Raw genomic sequence first — 12,210 nt, 5'->3', positions numbered from 1 at the left:
CCTCAGCTCCGGGACCCGCCGGCTGAGGACAGCTCCTCCATCAGCACGAGCGCTCCGCTCGGCAGACCGTCACCCGTGCTCAGGGGCGTCACGGTGACCCGGAGGATCACCGCACGGCCGCGCCGGTTGACGGCGTCCAGCCGCTCGCCCACCACCGAGGGCCGGCTGCCCGCGAGGACCGGCTCCAACCAGGCGTGGACGGTCTCGGTCGGCAGCCCGCTGTCCAGCTCCAGGAGCCCGGTCCCCACCGCCTCGTCGGCGCGCAGTCCCCAGAGCTCGTAGGCCTGCGGGGTCCAGACCTGGACCTTGAGGTCGCGGCCGACGACGATCATCGCCGCCTCGAAGCTGCTCATGATCGACTGCATGAAGGCGTTGAGGTCGGTGATCTCCCGCGTGCGGTCGGCCAGCAGGTCGTTCGTGCTCTGCATCTCGTCGTTGGCGGACTGGAGCTCCTCGTTCATGGTCTCCAGCTCCTCGTTCGTGGACTGGAGCTCCTCGTTGGTGGTCTCGAGTTCCTCGACGGTGCTCTGCAGCTCCTCGTTGGTGGTCTCGAGTTCCTCGTTCGTGGACTGGAGCTCTTCGTAGGCCACCTCCAGCTGCCGGTTCGTCCCCTCCACCTCGACGCGGAGCTGACGGAACCGTGTGACGTCGGTGAAGCTGATCGAGGCGCCCGTGACGCTGCGCTCCTCGTCCAGCAACGGCACGATCTGGATGTCGACGAACAGCTCGTCCGGCCCGGAACGCCGCCAGTCGATCTCGCGCAGCGCCACCGTGTTGCGGGCGGCGATCGCGGCGGCCAGGTGGGACCGCAGCTCGATCGGCCGGTAGGAGACCTCGAGGTCCTGGAAGGGCCGGCCGAGGTCGCGGTCGGAGAGGCCGAGCAGCGCGCTGGCGCGGTGGTTCACCACGACCAGGCGCCCGTCGGCCCCGACGGCGATCTGCGCGATCGGGGCGGTCAGCAGCACCTCCTCGCGGAGGTGGCCGAAGTCGTCGCCGCGAACCGGGGGGAGCTGACGGCGGAAGGTCGGTGCCGCCGTCACGCCGTCGGGGACGACCGACCTGATCCGGCGGAACATCCGCCGCTTGAGGTCGACGGGGTCGAAGAGGTTGCTGTGGTTGAGCAGCATCTCGGCCTTGCCGAGGAACAGCACCCCCCGCGGCCGAAGCGCGAAGGCCAGCCGGTTGACGATGCGGGCCTGGGTCTCGGCGTTGAAGTACATCAGGGTGTTGCGGCACAGCAGCAGGTCGATGCGCGAGATCGGGGCGTCGCGCGTGAGGTCGTTGCGACCGAAGATGACGTTGCGCCGCACGTCAGGGGTGAACACGTACCGCCCGGCCACCTGGTCGAAGTACCGTTCCCGGTACTCCTCGGGCAGGCCGGCCAGCTCGCGCTCGGAGTAGGTCGCCTGGCGGGCGTGGTCCAGCGCCTCCTCGTCGACGTCGGTGGCGTAGATCTTGACCCGCTCGCGGAACTCGCTGCCCATCAGGTCGTGCAGCAGCATGGCGACCGTGTAAGCCTCCTGGCCGGCCGCGGAGCCCGCGCTCCAGACGCGCACCGGACCACCGTTGCTGGCGTCGACCAGCTCGGGCAGCACGACGTCGCGGATATAGCCCCAGCTCTCGGCGTCCCGGAAGAAGCTGGTCACGTTGATCAGGATGGTGTTGAACAGGGAGGTGAACTCGTCCGGCTGCAGCTGCAGCACGTCCTGGTAGTCCTCGTAGCTCTCGACGCCGACCTCGTGCATCCGGTACTGCACCCGGCGCACCAGGCTCGGTCGCTTGTAGCCGGTGAAGTCGAACGACCGGCTCTCCTTGAGGAAGACCAGGAGCCGCTCGAAGGCAGGGTCACTCCCGAGCCCGAGACCGGGAGCCTCCTCGCCGTCGCCGGCTGCGCTCTCCGGCACGTCCTCCTCGCCCCGGTCGACCTCCAGGTCGCGCTCAGCCATCGATCACCGCTCCTTCCGCGCCCAGCAGGGATGAGAAGCCTGACACGGGCGCTGATCCGATCAGACGGCGCACCAGGTCGGCGGACTGGGCTGCGTCGTCCGCCTGCTGACCGAAGCGGTCGGCCGACAGGGGACTGCCCCGCTCCAGCGCCCGTTCGGCCAGCTGCCGGCTCAGAGCGGCCTTCTCCTCGAGACTGCGCAACGCCATCCACAGCGCACCCTCCATGGCTTCGGCCTGCTGCCGTAGGAGACCGGCCGCCGTCCAGGCGTGCCCGACGCGGCACCGGAAGCGCAGTAGGCCCCCGTCCTCGATCTGGAACATCGACCCGAAGCAGTCCGGGCAGCCGAAGCCGGCCGGGACCCCGGGCCGGCCCCCACCCTGCCCGGTCGCCTCGTCCATGGCGGCCAGCTCCACCTCCAGGGTCAGGACGTCGGAGGGGGTTGAGGTCTCCGGGCCGAGAACGGCCGTGCGACAGATCCGGTTCACCTCGGCCGCGAGATCGACCACCCTCGCCGTCCGGGCCCGGAGCAGGTTCGCCGCCACGGACTGCGGCATGGTCGGGTACGCCGCCTCGCCCGGGTCCTGCACGAGCACCAGGCCGCCGCGTTCCTCGACCGAGATGGCCCCGGCCGTGCCGTCGTCCATGGTGCCGGAGAGTACGACCGCGATGACGCGCTGGTCCAGCGCCCGGGCGGCGCTGCGGAACAGGACGTCCACTGAGGGCCGGTGCCCGTTCTCCCGGGGGCCCCGGGACAGCCGCAGCCCTTCCTCGCGTACCAGCAGGTGGTGGTCGGCCGGGGCGACGACGACCCGACCGGGTCGCAGGTCCTCCTCGCCGGTGGCGAGGGAGACCGGCAGAGCGCTCACCCGCTGCAGGATCTGTGACAGGATCCCGGACCCGGTCGAGGGCACGTGCAACACCACGAGCACCAGGGCCGGCAGGTCGGCCGGCAGCTGGCCGATGAAGTTGCGCAGGCTCTCTACCCCGCCCGCCGACGCCCCGACGACGACGACGTCGGGGCGGACGTGACCAGTCACGACCGGGCGGCTGCTCATCGTCGGGAGGGGGGCGGGGGCTCCCGACCTGTGTCGACCAGGCTGTCGGCCAGGGTGCGCAGCTTGACGTTCAGGTCCTGCGACCACGACACCAGCAGCGCGAACGCCTCGTCGGGGGTGATCTGGCGGCGTTCGGCGAGGATGCCGACGGCCTGCCCGATCCGCTGCCGGGAGGTGATGGCCCGCTGCAGCCGGTCGGCCTCGTCGCGCTGGCGGACAGCCACCGCGACCAGGACGGCCAGAGCCGTCAGCGCGATCTCGGACTCCGGCGTCAGCTCGTCGTCGTCGCCGGCGTACACCGTGAGCACCCCGAGCCGCCGGGGGCCGACGACCAGGGGAGCCGAGATGGCCGCCCGACCGAGGCGCTCGCCCTCGCGCGCGGGGGCGAGCGCCTCGGTGAGCTGGGCGGCATCGCCTGCGCTGAGGACCAGACCGGCGTCGCCGGCGCCGGGGACCAGCCGGAGCGTGGCCGCCAGCACCACGTCGGCGAGGTCGGTTCGCGTGGCACAGGCCTGCAGCTCCACGGCGGCCTCCGCCAGCTCGAGAGCCAGTGGGGCCGCGGGAGGCAGCTCGTCGGACTTGACCGCGCGCAAGGGGTGCGGTCGGTCGGCAGCGGGGAGCAGCTCCCACCGCAGCAGGGGCTCGCCCCCGGCCGCGGATCCGACGACCTCGGCGAGCACGTCGACCCGGACCTGGCCTCCGCCGGCCAGGCGGAGGTGGACGCCCGCCGCCTGCTGCGGTCCGTCGTCGGCCATGAGCCGGGTGATCATGCCGCGGACGGCGCGCCGGTCGGCCACCTCGAACCAGCTGGCGATCGGGCGGGGGGTGATCCGGACCTGGGGCTGTTGGAGCAGCTGCTGGGTCGCCCGGGTCAGCTGTTCGACCACACCGCGGTGGTCGGTGATCGCGTAGGCCTTGGTCGAGTGCTCCAGCAGCAGGTCACGCTCCGCGCTCAGCGACAGCAGGGCGCCGCGGGCGCTCTCCAGCTCTTCCTGCTGCACCCGGAGCTCTTCGTCGGCGATGAGCAGCTGCTCGGCGAGCTCGTTCAGCTCGCCGAGCAGGTCGACCGAACGCGGGCCCGACGGCTCTGCCAGCTGCAGGATCCGCTGCCGACGGGTGGTCAGCTCTCCGAGGAAGCGCTCCAGGTTCAGTGCCGACGTCATCAGCGATCCTCTCCACTGCTCTCGGCCAGTGGGGCCGGCAGGTTTCTGACTCCGAGGGTATCCCAGCGGAGCGGTGACGGACCCGGTCGTCCGGCTGCGTCCGGGCGCCGGTCGGTGGGGCAGGGCCGGAGCCTCAGGCGATCAGCAGCGAGCCGGAGACTACGGCTTCGGCCACCTCACCCAGCCGTCGGGCGTTGCTGAAGGCGAAGGCCCGCAGCCGGGCGAATGCCTCCTCGACGGTGAGGTCCAGCTGGGCGGCCAGCATCCCCGTGGCGAGCTGCACGGGGTCGTCGGCGGCGTCACCCACCGGCTCACCGCGTTCGATCGTGTCGAGGTCGGCCAGCAGCGTCTTGGCGGCGACCGCGGCCAGGAAGAAGTAGTCGGCCCACCGCCGCTCCCCGGCCCCGCCCTGGTCACGCGGGTACAGGGTGATCGACCCCAGCCCGACGCCGTTCAGCTGGACCGGAAACGCCCCGATGGTGGTGACGCCGGCCTCCACGGCTCCGTCGACGTAGCCGGGCCAGCGCGAGTGCTCCTGCTCGACCTCGGTCACCAGGACCGGGCACCGACGCTGGTACGCCTCGAGTCCCGGACCCTCGCCGACGAGCCGGGCCACCTCTTCCCGCTCGCGGGTCCACTCGTCGGTGACGCCCAGGAGGTGGGGGGCGCCGCGGCCGTCGTAGCCGTTGAGGGCCACACCGCGGAGCGCGGGCAGGACCGTCGGGACCGCGCGGCAGAGGGCGTCGTTCCAGCCCTGCCAGGACGGCTGACCACAGTGGTCGGCCATCGCCAGCCACAGCTCCTGGCGCCGGTCCTTGGACCAGCCGGCGTTGGCGTCGCCGTGCGAGGCGAGGGAGACCAGGGCGCGGCGCAGCACCTGGTTCTCCTCCTCGGCCGCCGACCGCTGGCGGTCGCGGTGGTCGGAAGGTGCGGGGCGGGGAACCGCCGGCGGGGTACGCCGAGTTCCTGGCGTGGTCCGGGCCACGCCCGGCGCCCGCGTCGACCCGGGCCGGTGCAGGTCGGCGGCCCTGGCGTAGGTCTGCAAGAGCCGATCGAGCGCTCGCGCCGCCTCGGCCTTCTGGTGGGCGGCCGACTCCTTGGCGAGTACGACGTCCTCGTGCGTGCTCGGCTCACCCCGTCGCAGCCGGGCGAGGCGGTCGCGCAGCTCGCTCGAACGCAGGGCCGCCGCCGCCACCCGGGCCGCGGCCAGCTCGCCTCGGTCTGACGCCACGTCGGTCACCTCTCCGCATGCGAAGGAACGCGTCCTCGCTGCTGGTACCACCCACCATGCCAGGAGCGGCCTCAGCCGCTGCTTCCGCCGGGCCGGCAGTCACCTCCATCGGTCGCGAGGCGGTGCCCCCAGGTGGTCGCTCGCCCCGTTCTGCCGGCCGTGCCCACGGCCGCATCGAGCAGCAGCCGGTCCATGGCCGACTGCAGGTCGGACGCGCCCGCCCGCAGGGACGGCAGCTCCGCGGCCGCCCGCTGCGCCAGGGTCGCCAGCTTCACGTTGTAGGTCTGGCTGTGCCAGATCAGGAGCTGCAGAGCGGGATGGGGGGCGAGACCGTGGCTGAACATCAGGGCACCCTGGAGCTGGTTGATGCTCTCCCTGCTCCGGCTGGACGCACGGACCGCCTCGTCAGCTGCTGAGTTCAGGGCGGCAGTGATGTCGTTGACCTGGCCGTGGCAGACGGCCGAGGCGAGGTCGCCGCCGAGGACCCAGCCGGACTCGACCACCGTCCTGACCCGCCCGGACGAGGTGTGGATGCCGTGCCGCCAGCTGAAGGAGCGGACGCCCCGCCGCAGCTCGGCCTGGAGGTGCTCGCCCGCAGCGCGGTCGGAGTCGGCAAGGTGCTGCAGCCACAGCTGCGTGCTGGGGACGGCGGCGCGATCGCCGTAGCCGAACAGCTGGAACAGGTAGGGCGACCAGGACCAGTAGTCGTCGCAGAGCCGCCAGACGTATCGACCGACCCGGTCCGCCGTCCCGCTGCCGTCACCGAGGGCGCGGGGCGGGCGACGGATTTCGGGGGCCGCTGAGCCGGGGACCAGGTGCGGTGCGCCCTGGCAGTCGATGCTCATCGGAGGAGGGCGACGGGTCGGGTCGACGCCGACGTCGCGCTGACGCTGCGCCCGGTGAGGCTGTGGAGGTCGAGCAGGAGGGCGCCGGGGTCGAGGGCCGGCTGGTCGCGCCACTGGTCAGCGGGCGGCACCAGCGATCCGGCTACCGCCAGCGACCAGCCGTGCTGCTGGTCGTCCTCGAGGTGGTCGACGCAGACCATGACCAGGGGGGGGCGGGAGGCGAGGGCGTCGAGCACCGCCGGCGGTGGGACGATGACCAGCACGTCGGAGCCGATGCGGTAGCGGATCGCGGTCGAGTGCGCCCGACGTCCGGGCAGGAAGAGCCGGCCGGTCTCATGGGTCGCCAGGAGTTCCCGGCAGCGGTCGCGGCTCAGGTGCTGCACCGCGACGCCGAAGCGGGCGATCGGCCACCAGGCGGGGACGGTGTCCGCGGTCACGCCGCGGACCGTGGTCGGGGAGGTGAGGGTGGGGCTGGAGGTGGTCATGGCAAGTCCGTCAGGCCGAGTCCTTGAGGATTCCGGCGACTTCGACAAGCGGTTTGACCAGCGTGTCGGCTCCGGATCGGCTGATGGAACAGCAAGGCCAGCGTAGCGGTTGCAGGGCGGGGTTGACCAGAGAGTGACGGCGGTCAGCCGTGCTGGCTGCGAGCCCTGCGGACGGCTTCGTCGACGAGGGTGCGTGCGACCTCCACCAGCTTCTGGTGCTCGTGCTGGCTGAGGGTACGCAGTCGCCGCAGCGCCTCGGCCTGGTCGACGCCGCTGCGGCTCATCACGATCCCGACGGCCCGCTCGATCATCAGACGGTCCTCGAGGGTGGTCGTCAGCTGAAGGGCGAGTCGTTGGGCCTGCTCGAGGGCCTGGGCGTTCTGGACGGCGATAGCAGCCGGGACGGCGTAGAGCTCACCGACCTCGGCGGCGCGCCTGTCGAAGGCACCCTTACCGAAGCTGTAGACGTTGATCGCGCCGATCACGCCGTCGGGAGTAATGAGGGGGAGCGAGAGCGCACTGTGGACGCCCATCCGGGCGACCCGGCCGCCGAACCGACGCCACCGCGGGTCGGCGCCCAGAGAGCCGGAGACGACGGTCCGCGCCTCGACCGCCGCCGTGAGGCAAGGTCCCTCGCCCAGCTCGTACTGCACCTCCTCGATCGCCGCCACGAACGGCACCGAGGCCACGACGGTCCGACCGCGGCCCTCCTCCAGGAGCGTGAGCCCAGCTCCGTCCGCGCCCGGTATGGCTTTCGTGGCGAACCCGGCCACCCGGTCCAGCAGCTCCGACAGCGGCAACCGTACCGACCCCAGCCGACCCAGGCCGTCCAGCCCGGCGCGGAGGTCGTGCTCCTCGAGCTCGTACTCCGCCTCGGAGCGCGACCCGTCGTCGACCTCGGTCACGGGGACCGAACCCCCGCCAGACTCCGTCACGACCTCACCCCTCTGCTCGTGCGCTGTTCCAGTGTCCAGTGTCCCTGATTTCTCCTCCAGGCGCGCCCCCGGGTTCTGAGTGCCGGTCGCTCCCTGCGGCAACTCGTCGGCTCCCTGTGGGCCAGCGCGAAGGAACGCCCTGCTGGTACAGCTCTCGGCAGCGACTCCCTTTCCGGAGCCAGATGGGGTTGGCTGGTCGGTGTGACTGACTCGGTTCGGAGCGCCCCTTCCCACCTCGGGTACTGCCCGGACTGTGAGTACCTCGGCGACCAGCCGGCCCCGGAGCCGGAGCGTGAGCGGGGTCGAGCCCGGCTGACCGCGGGGCCTGGTCGCGACCGTGGTGTTCCTGACGGCGATCGCCCCGCTGGCCACCGACATGTACGTACCCGCCTTCCCGCGGGTCGCCGCGGAGCTGACCGGGAGCGCCACCCAGGTCCAGCTGACCCTCACTACCTTCTTCGTGGGCATGGCCCTCGGGCAGTTGGTGGGCGGCCCGGTCTCGGACCAGCGTGGGCGCCGACGCGCTGCTCGCCGCGGTCGTGGTGATGACCCTGGCCTCCGTCGCGTGCGCGCTGACGCCCACGGTGGGGCTGATGATGGTGGCCCGCCTCGTCCAGGGTTTCGCCGGCGGCTGGGCCATGGTGATCGGACGGCGGTGGTCGTCGACCTGGCCACCGGCTCCCGACTCGTCCGGGTGCTCAACGTGATCGCCGCGGTCGGGGGCATCGCGCCGATCGTCGGCCCGCTGGTGGGTGCGGTCATCCTGCAGCTGTCGCACTGGCGGGTCTCGTTCTGGGTGGTGGCCGCGCTCGGGGTGGCCATGACGGTCGCCGTCCTGGTCGCGGTGCCCGAGACGCTGGCTCCTGACCAACGGCACGGCGGCGGGCTGCGGGCGTTCGGCGTGGCCGGCTGTGAGGTGCTGCGGAACCGTCGCTACGTCGGCTACCTCGTGGTCAGCGGCTCGGCGATGGGCGCTCTGTTCGCGTACGTGGCGACCTCGGCCTTCGTGCTGCAGTCCATGAACGGGCTGTCGCCGGTCGCCTACTCCGTCGACTTCGCCGCCAACGCCAGCGGGATGACGCTCGCCGCCGGGATCGCCATGCTGGCCGGGGCCGTGTGGTTCGACACCCCGCTGGTCGTGGCGCTCGTCAGCTTCTTCGTGCTGACGACCGCGCAGGGCCTGATCGGCGCGAACGGCGGTGCGCTGGCCTCGGCCCGAGGTGCCGGAGCGCCCGGGTACGGGCTCGGCGCTGCTCGGCTTCGTGCAGTGGGTCGCCGCCGGCACTATCGCGCCCCTCGCCGGCCTGGGCGGGGAGGGCACCGCCGTGCCGATGGCGGTCCTGATGGTCGGCGGAGCGGTGCTGTCCATGCTCGGGCTACTCGTCCTGGCCCGTCCTGGAGCATCTCGAACCCCTAACCGGCTTTGACAGTCATTTTCGTCTAGGCTAGCGTCAGGGCCGTCGCACTTCTGCTGGACCACCCGAGGGAACCCCTGTGAAGCCCATCCGCGCCCTGCTGCTCGCCACCCTCGCGGTCGGTCTGTCCGCCTGCACCAGCACGGCGGCGACACCCGGTGGGCCAGAGGCCCCGAAGCCCGTCGCGGTGGTCGCCTCCACCGACGTCTACGGCGACATCGTCAAGGTGATCGGCGGCGACGCGGTGTCGGTGACCTCGATCATCGATGACCCGGACAAGGATCCGCACGAGTACGAGGCCAACGCGCAGACCCAACTGGCGGTCTCCAAGGCCCGTCTCGTGGTGGAGAACGGTGGCGGGTACGACGACTTCGTGGACACGATGCTGTCCTCGGCGGCCACGAAGCCGACGGTGGTGAATGTGGCTGACCTGTCGGGCTATGACCAGGAGCCGGCGTCGGGGGAGTTCAACGAGCACCTGTGGTACGACTTTCCCACCATGACCAAGCTCGCGGGCCGGCTGAGCGCCGACCTTGCCGCCGCTGCTCCGGAGCAGGCTGCCACGTTCACGGCGAACGCCAAGACCTTCACCGACCAGCTGCAGAGGATGGAGCAGAGCGAGGCGGCGATCAAGAAGGACCACGCGGGGGAGGGGGTGGCCATCACCGAGCCGGTGCCGCTGTACCTGCTGGCCGCGGCCGGTCTGGACAACCTCACCCCGGAGGCGTTCAGCGAGGCGGTCGAGGAGGGCACCGACGTGGCACCAGCCGTGCTGAAGCAGACCACCGACCTCTTCGACACCCAGCGGGTGAAGCTGTTGGCCTACAACTCCCAGACCTCGGGCCCGCAGACCGAGACGGTGCTGGCTGCGGCCAGGAAGAACTCGGTCGCGGTGATCCCGGTGACCGAGACGCTGCCCACCGGGCAGACGTACCTGACCTGGATGCAGGGCTACCTCGACGCGGTCTCCGCCGCGCTGGCCGACTGAGGTGGCCGTCCTGACCGAGACGGTGTCCTCACCGGTGTCGGAGCCGCCGCCCCCGCTGCTGAGCGTCCGGAACGCCACGCTCCGCTTCGGCGAGCGGACGCTGTGGTCCGGGCTGGATCTGGAGGTGAGGCGCGGGGAGTTCATCGCCGTCCTCGGCCCGAACGGGTCCGGCAAGACCAGCCTGATGCGGGCGATCCTCGGCACCCAGGCGCTGAGCGAGGGGTCGATCGAGATCCTGGGCCAGCCGGTCCGACGGGGCTCCGCCCAGGTGGGGTACGTGCCCCAGCAGCAGCTGGCCGACCGGGGCACCCCGCTCCGGGCGCGAGACTTCGTCGGGCTGGGGCTCAACGGGCACCGGTTCGGGGTGCCCCTGCCCAGCCGGGCCCGACGCCGGGCCGTGGACGCGACGCTCGAGACGGTGCAGGCCTCCCACCTGGCCCGGCGGCGGATCGGGGACCTGTCGGGCGGGGAGCAGCAGCGGCTGCGGATCGGGCAGGCCCTGATCGGCGACTCCCGGCTGCTTCTCTGCGACGAGCCGCTGATCTCGTTGGACCTGTACCAGCAGCGGGCGGTGAGCACGCTGATCGACGCCAGCCGACGGGACGCGGACCGGGCCGTGCTCATGATCACCCACGACATCAACCCGGTCCTCGACGTCGTGGACCGCGTCGTCTACCTCGCCGAGGGGCAGGTCCGGACGGGCCGGGTCGACGAGGTGCTGACGAGCGAGGTGCTCTCAGAGCTCTACCGGACCCCGGTCGACGTGATTCGGGCCCGGGGTCGGATCATCGTCGTCGGCCTGCCCGACGGCGCCCACGAGGGGCACGAGGCCCATCCCCGGGGCGGGCTCGAGGCATGACCCACGACCTGCTGGGCCAGCTGTTCCAGTTCGACAACTACGGCGAGCTGCTCGTGCTGGTCCGTAACTCCCTGCTCGCCGGCGCCGTCCTCGGCCTGACCGGGGGCTTGGTCGGGGTCTTCGTGATGGCCCGGGACATGGCCTTCGCCGTGCACGCGGTCAGCGAGCTGTCGTTCGCCGGGGCGGCCGCGGGCCTGCTGTTCGGCGTCGGGGTGGTCACCGGCTCGCTGGCCGGTTCTCTGACCGCGGCCCTGCTGATCGGTCTGCTCGGCTCCCGGGCCCGGGACCGCAACTCGATCATCGCGGTGCTGATGCCGTTCGGCCTCGGCCTCGGCATCCTCTGCCTGGCCCTCTACACCGGCCGGGCGGCGAACAAGTTCGGCCTGCTCACCGGGCAGATCGTCGCCGTCGACAACCCGCGGCTGCACGTGCTGCTGGTCATCTGCGGCATCGTGGTCGTCGGGCTGCTGCTGGTCTGGCGGCCGCTGACGTTCCTCAGCATCGACGCCCAGGTCGCCGAGGCGCGGGGGGTGCCGCGGCTGCCGCTGTCGATCTTCTTCATGGTGCTGCTGGGGCTGGCCGTCGCGGTGTCGGTGCAGATCGTCGGCTCACTGCTGGTGCTCTCGATCCTGGTCACCCCGGCCGCCGCTGCGCTGCGCGTCTCCGCCTCACCGCTGGTGGTGCCGCTGCTCTCGTCGCTGTTCGCCGTCGTCGCGATGGTCGGCGGCATCATGTTGGCGCTGGGCGGTTCGGTCCCGATCAGCCCCTACGTCACCACGTTGTCCTTCCTGATCTACCTCAGCTGCCGGGGGGCCGGCTGGTGGCGGGAGCGCGAGTCCGGCCGGCGCCGTGACACTAAGGTGGTCGCGTGAGCAACGAGGTGGGGCCGCAGCGTAAGACCCGGCAGCGGACGGCCGTGGGCGCCATCCTCGACCGCTCCGACCAGTTCCGGACGGCGAGCCAGATCCACGACGAGCTCCGCCACGCCGGGGAGAACATCGGCCTCACCACGGTCTACCGCACGCTGCAGATGATGGCCGGCGGCGACGGTCTCGACCAGATCCGCACCGACGACGGCGAGACGGCCTACCGCCGCTGCTCCCGTGGTCACCACCACCACCTGGTCTGCCGCAGCTGCGGCCGGACCGTCGAGGTCGAGGGCCCCGCGATCGAGGTGTGGACCGACCAGATCGCCGCCGACCACGGCTACACCGACGTGCAGCACCACCTTGAGATCTTCGGCGTCTGCGCCGCCTGCGCCCCGGGCTGACGTCGGGGTCGGATCG

The 12,210-nt window shown here is 71.8% G+C and carries 12 protein-coding genes; 5 read left to right on the top strand and 7 right to left on the bottom strand.

Translation table 11 applies throughout. The features are described from left to right. Positions 1-2: 2 nt before the first annotated feature. From ACFE7W_RS03700 to ACFE7W_RS03670, 7 genes are all read right to left on the bottom strand, one after another. Positions 3-1,946 (bottom strand): CheR family methyltransferase, encoded by a 1,944-nt coding sequence (locus ACFE7W_RS03700; protein ID WP_375423407.1) that lies wholly within the window; start codon positions 1,944-1,946, stop codon positions 3-5. Beyond that, positions 1,939-3,003 (bottom strand): chemotaxis protein CheB, encoded by a 1,065-nt coding sequence (locus ACFE7W_RS03695; RefSeq protein ID WP_375423406.1) that lies wholly within the window; start codon positions 3,001-3,003, stop codon positions 1,939-1,941. Before ACFE7W_RS03695 ends, ACFE7W_RS03700 begins: the two co-directional genes overlap by 8 nt. Next, positions 3,000-4,166 carry an ANTAR domain-containing protein gene (locus ACFE7W_RS03690; protein ID WP_375423405.1) on the bottom strand — a complete coding sequence of 389 codons (1,167 nt, stop codon included), beginning with the start codon at positions 4,164-4,166 and terminating at the stop codon, positions 3,000-3,002. Before ACFE7W_RS03690 ends, ACFE7W_RS03695 begins: the two co-directional genes overlap by 4 nt. A 133-nt stretch (positions 4,167-4,299) precedes the next feature. Continuing rightward, positions 4,300-5,397, bottom strand: coding sequence for an ANTAR domain-containing protein (locus tag ACFE7W_RS03685; RefSeq protein ID WP_375423404.1), 1,098 nt, complete (start codon positions 5,395-5,397; stop codon positions 4,300-4,302). A gap of 71 nt (positions 5,398-5,468) precedes the next feature. Continuing rightward, entirely contained in the window at positions 5,469-6,242 is a 774-nt protein-coding gene (locus ACFE7W_RS03680; RefSeq protein WP_375423403.1) for a hypothetical protein, read from the bottom strand. Next, a complete protein-coding gene (locus tag ACFE7W_RS03675; RefSeq protein ID WP_375423402.1) occupies positions 6,239-6,727 on the bottom strand; it encodes a hypothetical protein in 489 nt (162 codons plus the stop codon). The genes ACFE7W_RS03680 and ACFE7W_RS03675 overlap by 4 nt, the downstream gene beginning before the upstream one ends. 143 nt (positions 6,728-6,870) lie before the next feature. Further along, entirely contained in the window at positions 6,871-7,662 is a 792-nt protein-coding gene (locus ACFE7W_RS03670; protein WP_375423401.1) for a GAF domain-containing protein, read from the bottom strand. Between the two features lie 337 nt (positions 7,663-7,999). Between ACFE7W_RS03670 and ACFE7W_RS03665 the strand changes: the two genes are divergently transcribed. The 5 genes from ACFE7W_RS03665 (at position 8,000) to ACFE7W_RS03645 (ending at position 12,194) form a co-directional block, all read left to right on the top strand. Further along, a complete protein-coding gene (locus tag ACFE7W_RS03665; protein WP_375423400.1) occupies positions 8,000-9,079 on the top strand; it encodes an MFS transporter in 1,080 nt (359 codons plus the stop codon). Between the two features lie 77 nt (positions 9,080-9,156). Next, on the top strand, positions 9,157-10,065 hold the full coding sequence (locus ACFE7W_RS03660) for a metal ABC transporter solute-binding protein, Zn/Mn family (RefSeq protein ID WP_375423399.1): 909 nt from the start codon (positions 9,157-9,159) through the stop codon (positions 10,063-10,065). A 1-nt stretch (position 10,066) separates the two neighbouring features. Continuing rightward, the gene (locus ACFE7W_RS03655) at positions 10,067-10,924 is read left to right on the top strand and encodes a metal ABC transporter ATP-binding protein (RefSeq protein ID WP_375423398.1); all 858 of its coding nucleotides are present in this window, start codon (positions 10,067-10,069) and stop codon (positions 10,922-10,924) included. Further along, positions 10,921-11,796 carry a metal ABC transporter permease gene (locus ACFE7W_RS03650; protein ID WP_375423397.1) on the top strand — a complete coding sequence of 292 codons (876 nt, stop codon included), beginning with the start codon at positions 10,921-10,923 and terminating at the stop codon, positions 11,794-11,796. Before ACFE7W_RS03655 ends, ACFE7W_RS03650 begins: the two co-directional genes overlap by 4 nt. Next, positions 11,793-12,194 (top strand): Fur family transcriptional regulator, encoded by a 402-nt coding sequence (locus tag ACFE7W_RS03645; protein ID WP_375423396.1) that lies wholly within the window; start codon positions 11,793-11,795, stop codon positions 12,192-12,194. Before ACFE7W_RS03650 ends, ACFE7W_RS03645 begins: the two co-directional genes overlap by 4 nt. Positions 12,195-12,210 lie beyond the last annotated feature (16 nt).

It is taken from the genome of uncultured Friedmanniella sp. (genome assembly GCF_964244285.1).
In the GTDB taxonomy this organism is placed as follows: domain Bacteria; phylum Actinomycetota; class Actinomycetes; order Propionibacteriales; family Propionibacteriaceae; genus Microlunatus.
Note: the sequence above shows the minus strand (reverse complement) of the source record. Positions and strands in the feature narration are given on the sequence as shown.

What these genes read in the sequence shown, in the direction of transcription:
- ACFE7W_RS03700 (WP_375423407.1), bottom strand. Translation starts at nt 1,946, where the DNA reads ATGGCTGAGCGCGACCTGGAGGTCGACCGGGGCGAGGAGGACGTGCCG.
- ACFE7W_RS03650 (WP_375423397.1), top strand. Translation starts at nt 10,921, where the DNA reads ATGACCCACGACCTGCTGGGCCAGCTGTTCCAGTTCGACAACTACGGC.
- ACFE7W_RS03680 (WP_375423403.1), bottom strand. Translation starts at nt 6,242, where the DNA reads ATGAGCATCGACTGCCAGGGCGCACCGCACCTGGTCCCCGGCTCAGCG.
- ACFE7W_RS03690 (WP_375423405.1), bottom strand. Translation starts at nt 4,166, where the DNA reads ATGACGTCGGCACTGAACCTGGAGCGCTTCCTCGGAGAGCTGACCACC.
- ACFE7W_RS03695 (WP_375423406.1), bottom strand. Translation starts at nt 3,003, where the DNA reads ATGAGCAGCCGCCCGGTCGTGACTGGTCACGTCCGCCCCGACGTCGTC.
- ACFE7W_RS03675 (WP_375423402.1), bottom strand. Translation starts at nt 6,727, where the DNA reads ATGACCACCTCCAGCCCCACCCTCACCTCCCCGACCACGGTCCGCGGC.